This is a genomic window from Kribbella sp. NPDC050124, assembly GCF_044460355.1.
In the GTDB taxonomy this organism is placed as follows: Bacteria; Actinomycetota; Actinomycetes; order Propionibacteriales; family Kribbellaceae; genus Kribbella.
In genome coordinates this window covers 292,129-311,103 of the sequence record NZ_JBITJU010000005.1, presented here as the reverse complement: position 1 = coordinate 311,103, position 18,975 = coordinate 292,129, and the positions used below count along the sequence as shown (strand labels likewise).

13 protein-coding genes and 2 pseudogenes are annotated in these 18,975 nt (G+C 69.1%); 9 read left to right on the top strand and 6 right to left on the bottom strand.

Going from position 1 to position 18,975, the window contains the following annotated elements:
* Positions 1–11: 11 nt before the first annotated feature.
* From ACIBL3_RS16060 to ACIBL3_RS16050, 3 genes are all read right to left on the bottom strand, one after another.
* On the bottom strand, positions 12–1,289 hold the full coding sequence (locus tag ACIBL3_RS16060) for a hypothetical protein (RefSeq protein ID WP_396354123.1): 1,278 nt from the start codon (positions 1,287–1,289) through the stop codon (positions 12–14).
* 49 nt (positions 1,290–1,338) lie between these two features.
* Positions 1,339–3,393 carry a HelD family protein gene (locus ACIBL3_RS16055; protein ID WP_396354121.1) on the bottom strand — a complete coding sequence of 685 codons (2,055 nt, stop codon included), beginning with the start codon at positions 3,391–3,393 and terminating at the stop codon, positions 1,339–1,341.
* 182 nt (positions 3,394–3,575) lie between these two features.
* Positions 3,576–5,492 (bottom strand): acyl-CoA dehydrogenase family protein, encoded by a 1,917-nt coding sequence (locus ACIBL3_RS16050; RefSeq protein WP_396354120.1) that lies wholly within the window; start codon positions 5,490–5,492, stop codon positions 3,576–3,578.
* A gap of 329 nt (positions 5,493–5,821) precedes the next feature.
* Here ACIBL3_RS16050 and ACIBL3_RS16045 point away from each other — a divergent pair, with 329 nt between their 5' ends.
* The 5 genes and pseudogenes from ACIBL3_RS16045 to ACIBL3_RS16025 all read left to right on the top strand — a co-directional run.
* Positions 5,822–7,471, top strand: coding sequence for a DUF222 domain-containing protein (locus tag ACIBL3_RS16045; RefSeq protein WP_396354119.1), 1,650 nt, complete (start codon positions 5,822–5,824; stop codon positions 7,469–7,471).
* A gap of 125 nt (positions 7,472–7,596) precedes the next feature.
* Positions 7,597–7,881 (top strand): annotated as a pseudogene (locus ACIBL3_RS16040) (leucine zipper domain-containing protein); the annotation flags it as partial.
* Between the two features lie 264 nt (positions 7,882–8,145).
* The gene (locus tag ACIBL3_RS16035) at positions 8,146–8,709 is read left to right on the top strand and encodes a DUF6461 domain-containing protein (RefSeq protein ID WP_396354117.1); all 564 of its coding nucleotides are present in this window, start codon (positions 8,146–8,148) and stop codon (positions 8,707–8,709) included.
* Positions 8,710–8,786: 77 nt separating this feature from the next.
* Positions 8,787–9,443, top strand: a complete 657-nt coding sequence (locus tag ACIBL3_RS16030) for a transposase (protein ID WP_396354115.1) — start codon at positions 8,787–8,789, stop codon at positions 9,441–9,443.
* A 275-nt stretch (positions 9,444–9,718) separates the two neighbouring features.
* A pseudogene (locus ACIBL3_RS16025) lies at positions 9,719–10,070 on the top strand (transposase); the annotation flags it as partial.
* A gap of 319 nt (positions 10,071–10,389) precedes the next feature.
* On the opposite strand, the gene ACIBL3_RS16020 reads toward ACIBL3_RS16025, so the two are convergent.
* Entirely contained in the window at positions 10,390–10,590 is a 201-nt protein-coding gene (locus ACIBL3_RS16020) for a hypothetical protein (protein ID WP_396354114.1), read from the bottom strand.
* Positions 10,591–10,700: 110 nt separating this feature from the next.
* Between ACIBL3_RS16020 and ACIBL3_RS16015 the strand changes: the two genes are divergently transcribed.
* Positions 10,701–11,369: a VOC family protein gene (locus ACIBL3_RS16015; RefSeq protein WP_396354112.1), complete on the top strand. Its 669-nt coding sequence runs from the start codon at positions 10,701–10,703 to the stop codon at positions 11,367–11,369.
* A 14-nt stretch (positions 11,370–11,383) separates the two neighbouring features.
* Positions 11,384–13,786, top strand: coding sequence for an ATP-binding protein (locus ACIBL3_RS16010; protein ID WP_396354111.1), 2,403 nt, complete (start codon positions 11,384–11,386; stop codon positions 13,784–13,786).
* 226 nt (positions 13,787–14,012) lie between these two features.
* Here ACIBL3_RS16010 and ACIBL3_RS16005 read toward each other — a convergent pair whose 3' ends face one another.
* Together ACIBL3_RS16005 and ACIBL3_RS16000 are read right to left on the bottom strand one after the other, a co-directional pair.
* On the bottom strand, positions 14,013–14,690 hold the full coding sequence (locus ACIBL3_RS16005; RefSeq protein ID WP_396354109.1) for an NADPH-dependent F420 reductase: 678 nt from the start codon (positions 14,688–14,690) through the stop codon (positions 14,013–14,015).
* A 4-nt stretch (positions 14,691–14,694) separates the two neighbouring features.
* Positions 14,695–15,726 (bottom strand): LLM class flavin-dependent oxidoreductase, encoded by a 1,032-nt coding sequence (locus ACIBL3_RS16000; protein ID WP_396354107.1) that lies wholly within the window; start codon positions 15,724–15,726, stop codon positions 14,695–14,697.
* Between the two features lie 191 nt (positions 15,727–15,917).
* Between ACIBL3_RS16000 and ACIBL3_RS15995 the strand changes: the two genes are divergently transcribed.
* Entirely contained in the window at positions 15,918–17,291 is a 1,374-nt protein-coding gene (locus tag ACIBL3_RS15995; RefSeq protein WP_396354105.1) for a chloride channel protein, read from the top strand.
* A gap of 5 nt (positions 17,292–17,296) precedes the next feature.
* Positions 17,297–18,967 (top strand): SulP family inorganic anion transporter, encoded by a 1,671-nt coding sequence (locus ACIBL3_RS15990; protein WP_396354103.1) that lies wholly within the window; start codon positions 17,297–17,299, stop codon positions 18,965–18,967.
* Positions 18,968–18,975: the final 8 nt, after the last annotated feature.

The window sequence follows — 18,975 nt, the reverse complement described above, 5'->3', positions numbered from 1 at the left end:
GCCAGCAGCAACTACGCACCCGGCGCCGGGGCCGGGTCGAGGGCCGGGTATGGGTGCTCCGGGAGCCCGAGGTTGCGGTAGACGAAGCGCGGGATGCGGGTGAGGAAGCCGTTGAGGAACGCGGAGCAGTGGGCGATCACCAGGTGACTGTGCTGACCGGGTGAGAACCAGACCCAGCCGTCGGCCATCCGGAACGGCGTCGGCGGGTTCGCCATCAGGTACTCCATCTGGCGCGGGTGGATCACGTCGTACGCGAACTTCATGTCCTGCGCGCTGACCGCGAACTTCTCGTTGAACGCCTCGCTCTCGAAGCTGATCCCGCGCCCCCAGCCCTTGCGGCTGACCTCCAGCCAGGGCATCACGAGCGGCAACTGGAACCCGAGGATCGCCTCGCTGTGGTTCTCGGTCACGGTCCGGGTCTGGGTCCGGCCCTCGCTGTCGGTGTAGGTCTCGGTGCGCGTGGTCTTCCACTCGTGTGTGAAGGCGACGAACGGCGGGCCGTTCCCGTCGCGGCCCCGGATCACCTCGCTGGTGCCGTGGCCGTGACCGGACTTGGTGACCGGCGGGAGGCTCAGCAGGCTGTCGTCTTCACCGACCCAGTGCCATTCCGGGTGGTGGTAGAAGGTCAGCCGCTGCGGCGGCTCCGGGATGATCCAGCGGTCCAGCGGCGCGGCGTCGATCGCGTCGGCGACTGTCGCCAGCTGGTCCAGCCATGGCGCGAGCAGCTCGGGATCCTTGCGCGGCGGATCCAGCACGACCAGCTGGTCGGCGTCGATGCTGAGGTTCACGCCGGGCTGGCCGGCGGCCAACGCGGTCAGCCGCTCGCACACCTGCGGAGTCAGCGCTTCCGAGGCAAACGCCGGATCGAGTACGCCGACCTGCCAGCCGGGACCCAGCTGCGGCGGAGCCTGGACGGCGGTCGCCTCGACACCGAACCGCGGCTGGGTCGTGCCCCCGGTGATCCACAGCTCCGGCAGCCGCCTGGACAGCGTGACCATGCCGACCCAGCCCGACCAGTGGTCGGACTTGTACTCGATCACCTGGAACAACCGGCCCGAGCCGGTCCGTCCGGTGATCTGGTCGTCCGGCCGCCGGTTGAAGCCGATCCCGAACGGCGGGTTGCCGAGCCGGGCGATGGAGTCGAACGCCGGGGTGTTCACGAACGTCCAGCCACGCTCCCGCAGCGAACTGATGTACTGCTGCCGCCGCACGAGGGCGACGATGCCCCAGACGATTCCTGCCCCGGCAAGCAGTCCGAGGACCAGCACGACGACGGTCGCTGCGCTCACGTCCACCTCCTTGGTGACTCCGGTTCGGAGGATAACCGTGCGGAGGTCCTCAGGACCGCGACAGCGCCGTCGGCAGCGGTGCGGCGTGGACGATCCGGAGATGGCTGACGGCCCGCGTCAGTACGACGTACAGGCGGTGCAGCCCCCGGGGTTCGGCGTCGACGATCCGGGCCGGCTCGGCCACCACGACCGCGTCGAACTCCAGGCCCTTCGCGAGCGTGGCCGGGACGCAGACCAGCCGCGCGGTGTCCATCGTGTCCTCGGTCTCGCCGAGCAGCCCCGGCTCGAGACCGGCGGCGGCCAGCGCGTCGCGCAGGGCCGCGACCTGCTCGTCGGCGGCGATCACGGCGACCGAGCCCTCCCCTGCCAGCGCGTCCCGGCAGGACGCGATGAGTGCCTCCGGCAACGAGTCCTCGGTGGTTTCCACAATGCTCAGCGCATCGATGACAGACCGGACACCGCGTGGGATGCCGAGCGTGGGCGCGATCTGCGGCAGCAGCTTCGCGGCGAAGTCGATGATCTGGTCCGGCACCCGGAAACCCCGGTCGAGCTCGGCCACGAGGCCGTCCGACTTCTCCAGATGGCCGAGTACGCGGTCCCAGGACCCCGCAGCCCACGGAGTGGTCGCCTGGGCGAGATCGCCGAGCACGGTCGCCGAGCCGGTGCGGCAACGCCGGCCCAGCGCGCGCAGCTGCATCGCCGAGAGATCCTGCGCCTCGTCCAGGACGAGGTGGCCGAGCGATCCGGTACGGCGTTCGATCAGGTCATCGAGCTCGTCGAGCAGGATCGTGTCCGCCGCCGACCACTTCGCCGACTTCCACGATCGCGGCGCCTTCGCCCACAGCAAAGCCGCGCGCTCCTCCTCCGTGAGGTCGTCACCAGCCGCTTGTGCCAGGAATTCCGCGTCGGAGAACAGCCGGTGCAGCACCTGCTCGGGTGCCACGCGCGGCCACACGGCGTCCACCAGTTCTTTGACGGGCTTCGAGCGGGCCACCGCGTTCTGGACCCGGTCGTCCGGCGACTCTCCGCGGCGTTCCATCAGCACCAGCACGGCGTGCGCGATCCGCTGCGCGAGGGCAGCCCGCCCGGGTGCGTAGCGGGTCGACTCACGAAGGGCCGCGACGATCTCTTCGGCCTCGTAGTCGTGCACGCGGTAGCGGTGGGATCCCTTGCTGTACAGGATTCCGGCTGTCGGCGTACCGACGTACGACCACAGCGCGCGATGCAGCACGCGGGCCATCCGGGCGTCGCCCTTGACGCGCGCGGCCTCAGGCTCGTCGGACGCGGCGGCCGGCAGGTTGATCAGCTCGTCGATGGTGATCTGGCGTACGTCGACCTCGCCGAGCGCGGGCAGGACCTTGCGGATGTAGGACAGGAACGAGCGGTTCGGTCCGACGATCACGACGCCGCCGCGGGTCAGACGCTCCCGCTCGGTGTAGAGCAGGTAGGCGACGCGGTGCAGGCCGACGGCGGTCTTGCCGGTGCCGGGGGCGCCTTGCACACAGACGCTCGGGTGCAGCGGCGCGCGGACGAGGTCGTCCTGCTCCGGCTGGATCGTGGCCACGATGTCACGCATCGGGCCGGTGCGCGGACGCTCGATCTCGGCGCGCAGGAAGGCGTCGGCGTGGTCGGACTCGGTGGCACCGATCAGCGGCTCGTCCTCGAATCCGGTCAGCTCGGCGGTGTCGGAGAAGCCGTAGCGGCGGCGCATCAGGACCCGCTGGCGGTCGCTGCGGGTGGCCCGGTAGAACGGCACCGAGACCGGCGCTCGCCAGTCGATCACGAGCGGGGCGCCGGTCCCGTCGTGGACGTGCCGGCGGCCGATGTAGAACTCGTCCAGCTCCTCGATCGCGCCGTGCTCGTAGTCGAGCCGGCCGAAGAACAGCGGGACGTCCGGCATGTCGACCAGCGCGAGCGTGCGCTGCTCGTGCGCGCGGGTGTTGGCCTCGTTGGTGAAGCGCTCGTCGTTGTCCTCACCGCCGATCATCGGGACGTCACGGGCGGCCACGTCGCGGTGCATCCGGGCCAGCGCGGCGCGTGCCTCGGCCAGGAAGGCGCGCTCGGACTCGAGCTCAGGGGACGGGATCAGTGCGGTTTCGACCATCGGGAAGCCTCGTCTCGTGGGTGCAGGTCGACGAACGACGGACTGGCGGCGATCAACAGGGTCCCGCCCCGGATCCATCCGGTTCGTTGCGATCCTTCACAACACAAGCCACCGAGAAGCCCAGCAAGTTACCACCACCCCAAAACGCCCCGCCACTGAATTTCCCCGCGGAGTTCTGTGAGTCAGCGGTAGCGGCGGGCGACGTTTTCCGCCTTGGACTCCCCCGCCTGCCACTGGGCGATCCACGGGCCGGTGCCTTCGGACTGGTCGAGGATGCCCTCCTCGAGCCAGGTGTGGGCGCCGTCGAGGACACGTTGGGCCAGCCGGCGGTCGGCGCTGTCGGTGTTGTTCCACAGTTGGTCGAAGAGGCGCTCGATGCGCAGGCGAGCCTGCTCGCAGAACGCTTCGGCCAGCTCGTAGGCCGCCGCACCGCGGGACGGCTCGTCCGAGCGGATCATTTCGGCCCGCGAGCAGACCGCGGCCATCGCGAACAGCTCGGCGCCGACGTCCACGATCCTGGCCAGGAAACCCTGGTGGTACTCGAGCTTCGCCTGCCAGCGCCCCATCCCGTAGAACGTCTGCCGCGCGAGCTTCCGCGAGGCCCGTTCGACGTACCGCAAGTGCTTGGCGAGCGGACCGAACTCGGCGTACGACGTCGGTACGGCGCCCTTCCCGACAGCCAACTGTGGCAACCACTTGGCGTAGAACCCGCTCGCGCTCACCGCCGCGCGTGCCTTCGCCTGCAGGTTGGCGTCCGCCGATGCGAGGTCGCCCGCCGCGGCCAGGTGCGCGTCGACCGCCTCCCGGGCGATCAGCAGGTGCATGATCTCGGTCGAGCCCTCGAAGATCCGGTTGATCCGCAGATCCCGCAGGATCTGCTCCGCCGGTACGGCGCGTTCGCCGCGGGCGGCCAGCGAGTCAGCACTCTCGTACCCACGCCCGCCACGAATCTGCACCAGCTCGTCGGCGATCTTCCAGGCCATCTCGCTCGACCACAACTTCGCCAGCGCGGCCTCGATCCGGATGTCCTTGCTGCCCGCGTCGGCCAACTGCGCCGACAGGTCGAGCACTGCCTCGAGGGCGAAGGTGGTGGCCGCGATGAACGAGATCTTCTCCGCCACGGCCCCGTGCTTGCCGATCGGCCGGCCCCACTGCACGCGCTCGGCCGACCACTCGCGAGCGATCTTCAGGCACCACTTGCCGGCCGCCGTACAGGTCGCCGGGATCGACAGCCGGCCGGTGTTCAGCGTGGTGAGGGCAATCTTCAGGCCGGCGCCCTCGCGGCCCAGCCGGTTCTCGACCGGCACCCGGACCTGGTGGAAGCGGGTCACGCCGTTCTCGATGCCGCGCAGTCCCATGAACACGTTGCGGTTCTCGACCGTGATCCCCGGTGAGTCGGTCTCGACGACGAACGCGCTGATACCGCCCTTGCCGCCGTCGTGGGCGGGCACGCGAGCCATCACCACGACGAGCTCGGCGATCACGCCGTTCGTGGTCCAGAGCTTCACGCCGTCGAGCAGGTAGGCCTCGCCGTCCTCGGTCAGCGTCGCGGTCGACCCCAGTCGCGCCGGGTCCGAGCCGACATCGGGCTCGGTGAGCAGGAACGCGGTCACCGCTCCCGCTGCGCACCGAGGCAGGAAGCGTTGCTTCTGCTCGTCGGTGCCGAAGATCTTCACCGGCTCGGGGACACCGATCGACTGGTGCGCGGAGACCAGCGCGCCGAGGCTGGGGTGCACGGACGCGACCAGCATCAGGGCTTCGCCGTAGTACGACGCCGACAGGCCGAGGCCGCCGTACTCCCTCGGGATCTTGATGCCGAACACGCCCAGGTCGGCGAACCCCTGCAGGTAGGAGTCAGGGACCTTGGCCTCGCGCTCGATCAGCAGGCCGTCGAGGGTCTCGCAGTAGGCGCGGAGCTTGCCGAGAAACTCCTCGCCGCGCGTGACGTCGTCCGCGGCGGGCCGTGGGTGCGGGTGGACGAGCGACAGGTCGAAGTCGCCGAGGTACAACTTCTTCGCGAAACTCGGCCTGGTCCACTCGGTCTCGCGGGCGGCTTCCGCAACCTTCCTGGCCTCACGCTCACTGACGTCGGTGGTCATGCCACATCCCTCCTGGCTGGGGCGCGAACACTACCCACCAGTCTTACCCGGAAGTAGCTTCCAGCGGAACCCTTGGGGCCGACGTCTTGACACGAGATCTCCGCGCCTCGCCGGTCGCATCATCCCCGCCGACCGGTGGTCACAGCGCCTGGGACTGCCGAATGTTGCTCCCAGCAACCAGGCCACTGTCGTCGGGGTTCTCACCCAGCACGTGATACCCGGTTGTCCACAGGGACGGCAGCCTGTGGACAACCGGGACAGCCGGATCCCCTTAAAAATAAGGGGATTCTGGTTTGAATTCTGTCGGTGGCGGTGTCTAGGGTTGGGGCATGGAAACCCTGGGTGAGCGGCCGGTGTGGTCGATGAGCGGCGGCGAGATGCTGTCGACTCTCGACACGCTCGAGGCTGAGCTCGCCCGGCTCCAGACCTACCGCCTGCACATCATCGGCGGCCTGGAGACAGGCGGGTACGCCGAGGAACTCGGCGCCCATGACACGGCCCGGTTGCTGGCCTTCCGGTATCGCATCAACGGCATCGACGCCCGGCGCGACGTCCGGCTCGCCCTCGCGCTCCCGAAGTACGCGGACGTAGCTGCGGCCCTCCCCGACCCGACTGTCCAGTACTCCGCCGGTCCTGCCGAGGTGCCCGCCAGCGGCGTGATCGGCGCCGACGTGGCCGCGGATGGGGTGAGTGGTGCTGACATGGCCGCGGATGGGGCGAGTGGCGCCGACATGGCCGCCGACGGGGCGAGCGGCGCCGACATGGCCGCCGACGGGGCGAGTGGGGCTGATCGTGGTGCCGGCGGTGACGGCCGGTGGCTGCTGCGTCCGGCTCAGGCCGAGGCGATCGTGTCAGCTCTCGAGCGCGTCCCCTCGACCGTTCCCGCCGAGGACCTCGACGTCGCCGAGCAGCAACTGGTCAACCTGGCGCGCCACCTGTCACCGGCCGAGCTTCGCCAAGCCGGCAAGAAAATCCGCGATCTCCTGGACACCGACGGCCCAGAACCTGACGAACGCAAGGCCTACGCCCGCGAGTCGCTCACCCTGAGCACCGCCGACAACGGCGTCACGTTCCGCGGCTACCTCGCCAACGAGAACGCCGAACTGCTCCGCGCCCTGATCCACGCCGGCGCTCGCCCACACAAGACCGTCGACGGCGAACCAGACCCACGCCCCCGCGACAAGCGCCAGGCCGACGCCCTCACCGGCGTCCTGACCACCGCCGCCGCAGCCACTGACACAGGCCTCAGGCCGCACACCACCACCGCCCGCACCACCGACACAGGCCTCACGCCCCATCCGACCACCCGTCCAGCCGACGACGGCTTCGCGCCTGGGTTCGGAGCCAAGGCGAACATCACTGTCACCATCGACCTGGCGGACCTGAAGGCGGCCACCGCCGATGCGACCGGCAAGCTCGTGTACGGCGACGACCTCTCCGCAGCGGCGATTCGCCGACTGGCCTGCGACGCGAACGTGATCCCACTGGTGCTCGGCTCGAACTCGGAACCACTCGACGTCGGCCGCGCCGAACGCCTCGTCAACAGAGCCATGCGCCGCGCCCTCAACGCACGCGACCGAGGCTGCGTCGTGTGCGGCGCTCCACCAATTCAGTGCGACGCCCACCATGTGCGCAGCTGGATCGACGGCGGCCCCACCGCCATCGACAACCTCGCTCTGCTCTGCCGCCGCCACCACAGCGACCTCCACGCCGGCCACTGGACCATCACCATCACGAACGGCAGAGTCCACGTCTCCCGCCCACCCTGGGCGGATCCACCACCACTGAGACCGATTGATCCCGCCGCGTCGAACTCCGCGCGCTCCCACGCACCTATGCCGACCAGCGATCCCGACCCACCGGGCCCGGCGCCGTCGGCGGGCGAGCAGTCGGCGGGCGAGCAGTCGCCCCCTACAGGCCGCTGGGCAGCCGACGAACACGCACTCCAAGAGGCCGCCCGCTTCACGATCCTGGGCTAGGTGTACTGACCAGGCACGTTGGTCGAGATCGTGTGACGACACGAGGTGAATGTTCTTGATGGGTGAAGACCTCCCGGCGTGGAGTGGAGCTGTCTAGGAACCGCTCCAACGACCGGGAGGTCTTCGTGTCCCACGCTAACGCTGCTTTGACCCCGCGCGCTCGTTTACGGCTGGCGCGTCTGGTCGTGGACGATGGCTGGCCGATCGCTCGAGCCGCCGAGCTGTTCCAGGTGTCGTGGCCGACCGCGAAACGCTGGTCGGTCCGGTACCGCGAGCTCGGCGCCGACGGCCTGACCGACCGTTCGTCACGTCCGCACCGGCAGCCGAACAAGACCCCGCGGAGCGTCGTACGGCGGATCGTCAGCCTGCGCCGCCGGCATCGGCTCGGACCGGTCCAGCTCGCCGCCCGCGAAGCCTTGGTCAGCGATCCGCATCGACGGCGCGGCCAGGGTCGCGGCGACCAGGGCACCCTTGCCGCCGTCACGGTCCTGCCAGGAAGCGGCCAGCACCCACACGGTGATGTGCGAACCAGCCGATCATCCGAGTTCATGGATGGCCTGACGACGTGGGCGTGGGCGTGGCGCAGGCGCCAGGTAGGGTCGGCCGACCGTTAGCTGCTGAGGGGAGCCACCATGGCGGGTCCGTCACCGGAGCGCGTCGAGCACTATGTGCGGATGTTTGAGCATCTCGGCACTGTAGATACCTGCGATTTCAGCGAGAGTATGTGTTGGACGGTGGTCCGCCCTCACCAGGCACGGTTGACGATAGACGATGTGATACGCCGGTTGGGCGGTAACGCGGCCACCGTGACGACGCGCCGGCCGGTTGAGGTCGGATACGACGACGACGCGGTCTTCCTGGAACAACGCGACGATGCCGTCATCACCGTGAGGTACAGCGTCAACAACGACGAGGAGGACGTACTGCAGCGGCTCAGTCAGGACGCCACCGTGCACGAGGTGTTTTGGGTGATCAACAACTTCAACCGACTTTATTACGCGGTCGACGGTGTGGTGGTCACCGAGCTTGATGTGTTGCGGCCGCAGGAACGGTGGGGTGCCGACCCAGACGCCTTGGCCGGCCACCTCGACGCGTTGCGCGATCTCCGCGATCGTGAGCACGGTCCGTGGCCCGATTGGGAGACCGCGATGGCTACGGTTGAGTCGCTGACCGGCCTGAGACTGGACACTGACTGGTTTGACCGTCCCCAGATGTTTGCAATGCTCAGCAGTCGTTAGTTAGTGCGTGTTTAAGAGTCCGATGTGGACCGGCGTGGTGGCGTGTGGGGAGGTGTTGAGGCGGCCAGGGTGGTCGGGTGCCGACTCCTCGACGTGGTTATCCGTCCGACTTGTCCGATGCGCAGTGGGCGCTGATCGAGCGGGTGCTGGCCGCGCTGCGGGTCAGAGCCAGGGTGCAGGCCGGGCGCGACCCCGACCCGTCCGCCGGGATCATCGACTCCCAGTCCGTCAAGGGCGCCGACACGGTGGGCCGGGACAGCCGAGGCTACGACGCGGGCAAGAGGATCAATGGCCGTAAGCGGTTCATCGTCACCGACACGTTGGGCCTGCTGATCAGCGCGTGGGTACTGGCCGCTTCCTGGCAGGACCGTGACGGCGGCAAGGGTGCCCTGGTCGCCGCGACCCTGGCCGCGCCGTCGATGCGGCACGTGTTCGCCGATCAAGGCTTCGCCGGTCGGCTGGTCGACTGGGCACGAGACACGCTGCGTACCAGGGTCGAGATCGTCCGCAAGCCACCAGACCAACAGGGGTTCGCGGTGCACCCGCGTCGGTGGGTGGTAGAGCGAACGTTAGCCTGGCTGACCGCCTGCCGACGCCTGGCCCGCGACTACGAACGCGTACCGGAAAACTCCGAAGCGATCATCCGCTGGGCCGCCATCGCCGGGACAGCGCGTCGGATCACCCGCGGCGAACCGGCCCAACGACAGGCCCGCCGAACCTTCACCTCGACCTGATCAACCATCTCAAACACGTTCTAAGGCCTAGCCCAGGATCGCGTGCGACGGTCGCCTTGGCGTTCGCCGCGGCAGCACTCTGCACCCGCGCCGGCAGCAGTCGACACTCGCCACCTCACCTGCCCAACTCCGCCGCACGGCACGTCGCACTCGCGTTAGTTGAGTCCAGCCGAGCGCTGTACGGCGAGAGCCCGGTGGGTCGCGTGAACGTGAACGCGGTCATCGGGTGATCCTTCGAGTGATCTCTCACAACCGACTCGAAGAAGGACACCGCGATGACCGCTGGGCCCAGTATCAACCCTGCCGAGTTCTTGCACGAGCATCTCGAGCAGGCCAGTCCGGACCTGATACGGGAGCTGATGGAAGGCTTCATCAACAAGCTGCTGTCCGCGGATGCCGACCGCGTCTGCGGTGCTCCTCCGGGGTTCGCGACCCGGACCGGGTGAACTCCCGCAACTGCTATCGCCACCGCGAGACACCCGGGTCGGCACGCTGGATGTCGCGGTCCCGAAACTGCGCGAAGGCAAGTACTTCCCGGACTGGCTGCTGGAACGGCGCCGCCGCGCCGAAGCAGCACTCACCTCGGTGGTCGCGACGTGCTACCTGCTCGGGGTGTCCACGCGGCAACCCGTCGCATCCGCGTTCGCCCCCGGCAGCGCTCTGCGCCCACGCTGGCAGCAGTCGACACTCACCACCTCACCTCGACTGGACGTCGGCGCCGGCTGGTTCGACGTGGGGGTGGGCGCTGTACGCCTGTCTGCGTACCCCTGTCGCCGACCTGCGTGTCACGGCCGCGACCTGACCTGCCCGCCATACGCCGGAGCACGACGCGTGTGCGACTGCCGTCCTTCCAGCATTCGTCGTCACGGGATTCAGCTTCGCGGCCGCCTCCGTGCCGCTCGATGCGTTTGTGCTCCGCGTCTGGGCAACAGCCGCGACCGCGGAGTCAGCGGCGGGTGCCTGCCTTGCGGTCGCGTGCCTTGTCGGGGGCGCGCTCCTGCTGCGAGGCGCCGCGACCGCCTTCGGGACGCTGCTTGCTCCCGCCTGGAGTGGCAGAAGGGCGGATCGGACCGCCGCCCAGGCGTCGGTACTTCCAGCACTGTTCGTTGTAGTCGTAGTAGGTGTCTACGCCGCCAACCGTGATCACGGTCGCCTCCGGGATGCAGGGTGAAGATCCGCCCGCTGCTGGACGACGCTCTCCAAGTACCCGCGGTCAATCCTTGACAGCCTCCGGTAAGCGTTTGCCATGATCAGGCGGTGATCTATGAGCTGAACCATGTCGGTGGGCGGATCCGGGACCTGGACGCGAGTTTGGCGTTCTACGGCGAGACGGCTGGGGCGGAGGTGGTGGACCGGCTGTTCATGGTGAGCGCGAACGTCGACCGGGTGCACATCCAGATCGCGACCGGCCTGGTGGAGCTCCTGCACAACCGGGAGCCGGACCCGGACGCGACGTACGGGCTGAACCACGTCGGCTTCATGACCGACGACCTGGACGCCGACTACACGCGGCTGATCGACGCCGGGTACGCCGAGTTGTCGGCGCCGCGAGTCGCGGGCAGCGGGCAGGGCCGACTCGCGTTCCTCTCCGATCCGAACGGTGTGCGCATCGAGCTTCTCCAGCGCACGGAGGAGTTCCGGGTGCCGCCGATCACCTCAGGTCCGGTACGGCGGTTGTCGTACGTCGCCCTGTCCGCACCCGACCTGGACGCGGCGATCGAGTTCTACGGCGACCACCTCGGGATGGAGCGCTGGACGCCCGATCGGCCGGACGACGCGGTCTACTTCCGGCTCGGCGTCGACGCGGTGAAGCTGCTCCCGACCGCCGGTACGCCGGTCAGCCACCTCGGCCTCGAAGTGGCCGACCCTGGCAGCGACCTGCAGGACCCGGACGGCAACCGACTGCGGTTTGTCCCCGCGGCGTAGGTCACAATGCAGGCATGGGGGGCCTGCAGGGCGGGCTGGGCCGGTACGGCGTCACCGAGCGGGAGGCGGAAGTGCTGTCGGCGATCGCCGATCGGCTCCGCAACCGCGAGATCGCCGAGCAGCTGCATGTCTCGGTGCGGACGGTCGAGAGCCACATCGCGGCGCTGCTCCGCAAGCTCGGCGTCACCGACCGTGCCGCACTGGTCGAGCTGGGGAACCAATTAAGGCGTGACGCGAGTCCCGCCCGCCCGACGCCACTGACAAGCCTGGTCGGCCGGGACCACGAAGCCGGTGAACTCAATGCGTTGCTGCACGCACATCGCCTGGTCACGCTCACCGGGCCCGGTGGGGTGGGCAAGACCAGGCTGGCCCTGCTGGTCGCCGATCACGTTCGGTTCGCCGACCTGGCCCCGGTCGGCGCGGAGCTGGTCGGCGACACGGTGGCTCGCGCGCTGGGCGTCGTACCGCAGCCTGGGTGGGCGCTGCGGGACGTCGTCGGAGACATGCAAGGGCTGCTCGTGGTGGACAACTGCGAGCATGTCATCGCGGGGACTGCGGAACTGGTTGCTGAGCTGCTCGCCGCCGGGAACGGTTTGCGGGTGCTCGCCACGAGTCGCGAGCCGCTCGGTGTGCCGGGCGAAATCGTTTATCAAGTGCCGGCGTTGCCCGTTCCGCCACCGGACGCCGAGGCCGGGACGTATGCCGCCGTACGCCTGTTCGTCGATCGGGCGGCAGCTGCCTCGCCCGGCTTCACGCTCACCGACGACGTCGCGCCTGCCGTCGCTGCACTGTGCCGACGGCTCGACGGACTGCCGTTGGCGATCGAGTTGGCGGCCTCGCGGATCCGCAGCTTCGAACCGGCCGACCTGCTGGCGCATCTCGACGAACGGTTCGAGCTTCTCTCCGCAGGAGCCCGAACTGCCCCGGCGCGCCAGCAGACCTTGCGCGGCGCGATCGACTGGAGCTACGACCTCCTGGACGACGACGAGCGCCGGCTGTTCGACCGGCTCGGCGTGTTCCCGGCCGACTTCGACTTCGACGCCGTACGGGCCGTGTGCGGCGCGGAGGCGATCACCCTGCTCCCCCGGCTGGTCGACAAGTCACTCGTGTCGACGGTCGGCCGCGGCCGTTACCGGCTGCTCGAGTCCATTCGCGCGTACGCCGTCGAGCGCCTGGTAGACGGCGATGCCAGAGCCAAGCACGCCTCGCACTACCTCGCCCTCGCGGAGCAGATCGCGCCCAAGCTGCGGACGACCGACCAACGCACCTGGGCCGATCGCCTGACGACTGAGCAGCCCAACCTGCGCACAGCCATGGCGAACACCGGCGATGTCGAGACCGCGTGGCACTGGGTGGCGACGTTGCAACGCTTCTGGGACATCACCGGCCAACATCTCGAAGCCAAGGACTGGATCCGGCGAGCACAGGCGCTGGGCGAGCCACCAGCCACCCCGAGGGTCGTCACCGGAATCGCAGCCGCCAGCGCGCTGCGGCATTCGGCGGACTCCCAAGGCTCGTTCGAGCTGGCCCAGCAGGCGGTCCGGCTCGCAGCGGGACTCGACGACCTGAGCCGGGCGATCGCCGCCCGCGAACTGGCTCTGGGCGCCATGTGGATTCGGCCCGAGCTGATGCTGCCCAGCCTGGAGGAAGCTCTGGAGTTGCTCGGCGACGATCATCCCTGGGAGCGAGCCCTGGTCATGCAGAGTGTCGCGCAGGCTCACCGCGACCTGCCTGGCGCGTTGCGCTGGGGCCACCGGAGCGTCGCGCTCTTCCGCGAGGTCGGTGACCTGAGCTTCGCCGCGAACGGGTTGTACCTGATGTCGCAACGCGCGCTCTATTCCGGCGTCACCAGCCGCGAGGTGGAGGAGTGGCTGACCGAGAGCCAGCAGCTCGCGGAGGCCGTCGACAGTGACGAGGACCGGGCGCACGCGAACGTCGGCTTCGGCCAACTCGCCTGGCTGCGTGGTGACCACCAGCGCGCGGCCGAGCTGATGGGCGACTGCCTCCCGGCGCTGCGCCGGCTCGGCGACCGGCGATGCGCCGGCCGCGCGTTGTTCGTGCTCGGCGAATGGTCGTTCGAGCAACGTGATCTCACCGCGGCCGCGCAGCGGCTGACCGCCAGCGTCGAAGCGGTCGCGCAGGCGGGTCAGTCGGTCATCCTGGTCCGGGCGCTCGAGGCGCTGGCCGCCGTACTTGCTGAACAGGGTCACCCGAGGCGAGCGGCGATCGTTCTCGGTACGGCGGCCGGCGCGCGGCAGTCGGCGAGCGGTCCGGTGCTCCACGGCGAACCGCCCGACGAGGAACTGCGGAACTCACTGGTCGGCGCCCTGGGCGAGGCGGAGTTCGTCACGGCGCACTCCGAGGGCGCACGCGTGCCCCCGCTGCAGGTACTGCGACTCGTGCAAGCACCCGGATGACTGCCGCGGCGAAGCTCCGGCGCGGGCGTCGGGCTGTGCGCGCCCGGCGGTGTTGTTCGGCTTCGGCGAGCAGCGTGGCTCGGCGTTCGGCGGCCACGGCGGCTGACATGTCGGCTGGCATCATCATTTCGACCATCTCCCTGAAGGACTCTTGCCTTCAGGGTCGGGTCGCGCGGCCCGCCGTACATCCGTGCAGCGCACGGAAATCCGGGTCCGTGCAGGGCACCTACGCGGCGTCGGTGCGGGCCTCGGTGACCAGCTGACCGCGCGCTGTGCCCGGGAAACGCTCAAGCATGGCCTGCACCTCGGCCGCGTCGACGTTCGCGCCGAACAGCTCGGTGCCGGGTTCGAGACGCATGCCTTCGGCCAGTGGACCGGCGACGACCGGGTCGAAGCCGAGCTCGTCGACGATCTCTGCCACCGCCGCCGCGTCGGCGGGTTCGCCAGCGATCGCGATCGCCTTGCGCTCCGGAGATCCGGCGGGCCGGGCCCCGTCCTCGAGGTCGTGGTAGCCCATGTGGTTGAACGCCTTCACCACGCGTGACTCGGACAGGAATGCCTGAACGGTCTCGCTGGACGACGTGCGCGGATCGGTCAGGTCGTCGCGGACACCGTCGATCTCCCACCAGTAGTTCATCGCGTCGATCACGAGCTTGCCGCGCAACGCCTCGGCAGGGATGCTGCGGTACTTGCCCAGCGGCAGCGCGAGTACGACGACATCGGCCTGCTCCACCGCATCGACCGACGTGGTCGCGACCGCGCCGGGCGTGACGATCTCGACGATCAGCGCGATCTTCGACACGTCACCCGAGCCGGCGATCAGCACCCGGTATCCGGCCGCGACGGCGAGCCTGGCGAGTACGGTGCCGAGCTTCCCGGCACCGAGGATGGCAATGGTCGGCATGCGGTCACCCGGCCAGGATGTCGCGAACCAGTGGGACGACCTTCTCGCCGTACAGCTCGACTGCCTTCAGCCGCGCGCTGACCGGGAGCTGGCCGGCGGTGTAGATCAGGTCGAACCGCCCGACGCCGAGGCTCTGGATGGCGCCGGCGATCCGGCGGGCCACGGTCTCCGGCGAACCGACGTACATCGAACCGTGGGCGACCTCGGAGTCGAACTCGTGCCGCTTGACCGGCGGCCAGCCACGCAACGCGCCGATCCGGTCCCGCATCACCTTGTAGCGGGGCCAGAACAGCTCCTTGGCCTCCTCGTCGGTGTCGGCGATGAAGCCGGGCGAGTGCATCCCGACCGGGTGCGCGACCGTGCCGTAGTGCTCGGCGGCCCGCCGGTACAGATCCAGGTACGGCGCGAAGCGGTCCGGGGCTCCCCCGATGATCGCCAGCATCAGCGGCAGGCCGTAGTACGCCGTACGCACGACGGACTGCGGTGACCCGCCAACGCCGACCCACGTGGTCAGCCGGCCGGACTCGGTCTTGGGGTAGACGTCCGCGTTCTCGAGCGCAGCCCGGGTGGTCCCGCTCCAGGTCACCGGCTTCTCGTCGAGCAGCTCGACGAACAGTTGCAGCTTCTCCTCGAACAGGACGTCGTAGTCCTTGAGGTCGTAGCCGAACAACGGGAAGGACTCGGTGAACGAGCCGCGGCCCAGGATGACCTCGGCGCGCCCGTTCGACAGCGCGTCCACGGTCGCGAACCGCTGGTACACCCGCACCGGGTCGTCGGAGCTGAGCACGGTCACGCCGGACCCGAGCTTGATCCGCGACGTCCGGGACGCGATCCCGGCCAGCACCGTCTCCGGGGTGGAGATCGAGTACTCCGGCCGGTGGTGCTCGCCGAGCGCGATCGCGTCGACGCCGAGCTGGTCGGCCAAGACCGCCTCCTCGACCACCTGCCGGATCGCCGCGGCGTCCGACACTGCGACGCCGGCGTCGTCCTCCGGAATGTCACCGAAGGTGTCGAGGCCGAACACGACGTCGGTCATGAATCCATCTCCCCATCTGCAGTCACCGCACTAGTCTAGGTTGACATGTCAACACAGATGCCGGCGGGTTCATTCCCGGGTGCTGCCGCGGTGGTCGATCATCCGGCCCGGACGATGCGGCCGGGCGGCCCCGCCCCGGATGGTAGGGGCGTCTGAGGGGAGTCCACCGTGCCGATCAGTGCCCGCGTCTGATGCCCGATACGCAACGCACCGCAGCGTCGCTGGCGGAAGACCCGTCAGCGGTCATCCGGTCGAGGCCGTACCTGGTCGCACTGTTGCTCGCCGCGATCCTCGGCATTCCGATCTCGGCGATCGCGTACGGCTTCCTGGCTCTGGTCGGCGCAATCCAGGAGGCCTTGTTCGACGATCTCCCGCAGGCGATCTTCACCGGCGGCACCCCCGCGTGGTGGCCGGTGCCCTGGTTGGCGCTCTGTGGACTCCTGACCGGGTTGACCATCCGGTACCTGCCCGGCAACTGCGGGCACTCGCCCGCCTTCGGCTTCAAGGCCGGCGGTCCGACGCCCGACATCGAGCTGCCCGGCATCATCCTGGCCGCCTTGGCCACGCTGAGTCTCGGCGCGGTGCTCGGGCCCGAAGCTCCCCTGATCGCCATCGGTGGTGGCCTTGCCGCGCTGACCGTGCATCTGCTCCGGAAGGACGCGCCGCCGATGGCGGTGACGGTGCTGGCATCGGCCGGCAGCTTCGCGGCGATCAGCACGCTGCTCGGCTCCCCCGTCCTCGGTGCGTTCCTGATCATGGAGGTCGCCGGCATCGGGGGTGCGACGCTGAGCCTGGTGGCGCTGCCCGGACTGCTCGCCTCCGGCATCGGCGCTCTGGTCTTCGTCGGTCTGGACAACTGGACCGGACTCGGCACCTTCTCACTCGCGCTGACCTCGGTGCCGCCGGCGGTGGAGCCGACGGTCGCCACGATGGCCTGGGCGGTGCCGATGGGCATTGCCGGGGCACTGCTGGGCTGGCTGATCCGCTGGATCGGACTGTCGTTGCGTCCGGTCGTACACACGAACCGGGTGCTGGTGACAGCCGGACTCGGCCTTGCCATCGGCCTGATCGCGATGGCCTATCAGCTGATCTCCGACCGCAGCTTCACCCAGGTCTTGTACTCCGGCCAGGACGCCTTGCCCGAACTGGTCGAAGACGCCGCGGACTACTCGCTCGGCGTACTGATCCTGCTTGCCGCCTGCAAGTTGCTCGCCTACGGGCTCTCGCTGAGCGCGTTCCGCGGCGGACCGGTCTTTCCCGCCATGTTCATCGGTGCGGTCCTGGGCATCGCCGCGGACGCGTTGCCTGGCATGGATCTCGCGCCGGCGATCGGCATGGGCATCGGCGCCATGTCTGCCGCGATGCTGCGATTGCCGCTGACCTCGACACTGCTGGCCACGGTGCTGCTCGGTACGGACGGCGTGATCGTGACCCCGCAGGTCGTGGTCGCCGTCGCGGTGGCCTTCGTCGTCACCAACATGCTTCCGGTTCCGGGTCCGCAACAACCGGCACAACCGCCGGCCCAGGATCCTGCACCGGCCGTCAAGTCCCGGGGGGTGACATGAACCTGATGCCCGAACCGCTGCGTGGATACCAGCGGGCTTGGCTCGCGCGCGACATCATCGCCGGACTGACCCTGTCGGCGGTGGCGATTCCGGAGGTGATGGGCTACACGTCGATCGCCGGAACGCCGATCGTGACCGGGCTGTACACCGTCATCTTCCCCACCATGCTGTTCGCCCTGCTGGGTTCTTCGCGGCTGCTCGTGGTGGGCGCGGACTCGGCCACGGCCGCAGTACTCGCGGCAGGCCTGACGGGCCTTGGGATCGCGGGAGTCACACCCGGATCGCCTGAGTGGCTTTCCATGGCCAGCCTGACGGCGCTGGTCTGTGGTGCGCTGCTGATCGTGGCGCGTCTGCTGCGGCTGGGCTTCATCGGAGACTTCCTGAGCGCATCAGTACTGATCGGGTTCCTCACCGGCGTCGGCATCCAGGTGTTGTCCGGGCAGATTCCGGACCTGCTCGGCATCCCGAAGGGCAAGGGCAACTGGTTCGAACAGCAGTGGCACTGGATCTCCTCGCTGTCCTCGATCGAGCTCAGCACGTTCGCGTTCGGGCTGTCCACGATCGTGATCATCCAGATTTTCAAGCGTTTCATCCCGGTGGTGCCGGGCGCCATCGTCGCCGTCGTCCTGCTGACCGCCATCTCCGCGCTGACCGACGCCGACACCCACGGCGTGGCCGTGGTCGGCGACGTGCAGGGCGGCTTCCCACCGATCGGGCTGCCGTCGGGCATCTCCTGGTCGGATGTGGGGAAGGTGATACCGACGGCCGTGTCCTGCTTCGTGCTCATCATCGCCCAGAGCGCCGCCACCTCCCGAAGCTTCGCGTTCAAGCACGGGGACTCGGTCGACATCAACCGGGACATCGTCGGCCTCAGCGGCGCCAGCATCGCCGCCGGGCTCAGCGGCACCTTCGTGGTCAACGGCAGCCCGACCAAGACGCAGATCCTCGACGAGCAGAAGGGGCGCACGCAGCTCGCCAACCTGACGATGGCGGCCGTCGTCTTGCTGTTCACCTTGTTCTTCACCGGGCTGCTGGCGGACATGCCCAACGCCGTGCTCGCCGGGATCGTCTTCCTGATTGGCGTCAGCCTGATCGACATACCGGGCCTGCAGCAGCTGTGGCGGCGACGCAGGGACGAGTTCATCGTCGCCGTGATCACCGCGGTCACCGTCTTCGCGGTCGGCGTCGAGCAGGGCATCATCCTCGCGGTCGTGCTCTCGCTGCTCGACCTCGTGCGGCGGCAGTACACACCGGGCGACTACGTCATCGGTCAGGACCAGGCCGGCGAGCCGACCTACGTGCCGGCCCTGCCGGGCGCGCAGAGCCTTCCCGGGCTGGTGATCTTCCGCTACGACGCAGAGCTCTTCTACGCCAACGCGAACCGCTTCGCCGACCACTTCGAGTCGGTGATCTCCGCCGCTCCCGACCCGGTCCGCTGGGTGGCGCTGGACTGCGGCGCGATCGACGACATCGACTACTCGGCCGGGGTGACCCTGTCCAACCTCATCAACTACAGCAAAGCGCACAACGCCCGCTTCGTGCTGGTCCGGCCCGACACCCAGTTGCTGTCGACGCTTCGCGCGTACGGGACCCTCGACGCGATCGGCGAGGACAGCATCTTCCCGACCCTCGAGGACCTCTTCACTGCCTACCGCACCGCGGGCAGTCCGCGGTGATGTCGCCG

What these genes read in the sequence shown, in the direction of transcription:
- ACIBL3_RS16055 (WP_396354121.1), bottom strand. Translation starts at nt 3,393, where the DNA reads ATGGTCGAAACCGCACTGATCCCGTCCCCTGAGCTCGAGTCCGAGCGC.
- ACIBL3_RS16050 (WP_396354120.1), bottom strand. Translation starts at nt 5,492, where the DNA reads ATGACCACCGACGTCAGTGAGCGTGAGGCCAGGAAGGTTGCGGAAGCC.
- ACIBL3_RS16045 (WP_396354119.1), top strand. Translation starts at nt 5,822, where the DNA reads ATGGAAACCCTGGGTGAGCGGCCGGTGTGGTCGATGAGCGGCGGCGAG.
- ACIBL3_RS16035 (WP_396354117.1), top strand. Translation starts at nt 8,146, where the DNA reads ATGTTTGAGCATCTCGGCACTGTAGATACCTGCGATTTCAGCGAGAGT.
- ACIBL3_RS16010 (WP_396354111.1), top strand. Translation starts at nt 11,384, where the DNA reads ATGGGGGGCCTGCAGGGCGGGCTGGGCCGGTACGGCGTCACCGAGCGG.
- ACIBL3_RS16005 (WP_396354109.1), bottom strand. Translation starts at nt 14,690, where the DNA reads ATGCCGACCATTGCCATCCTCGGTGCCGGGAAGCTCGGCACCGTACTC.
- ACIBL3_RS16000 (WP_396354107.1), bottom strand. Translation starts at nt 15,726, where the DNA reads ATGACCGACGTCGTGTTCGGCCTCGACACCTTCGGTGACATTCCGGAG.
- ACIBL3_RS15995 (WP_396354105.1), top strand. Translation starts at nt 15,918, where the DNA reads ATGCCCGATACGCAACGCACCGCAGCGTCGCTGGCGGAAGACCCGTCA.
- ACIBL3_RS15990 (WP_396354103.1), top strand. Translation starts at nt 17,297, where the DNA reads ATGCCCGAACCGCTGCGTGGATACCAGCGGGCTTGGCTCGCGCGCGAC.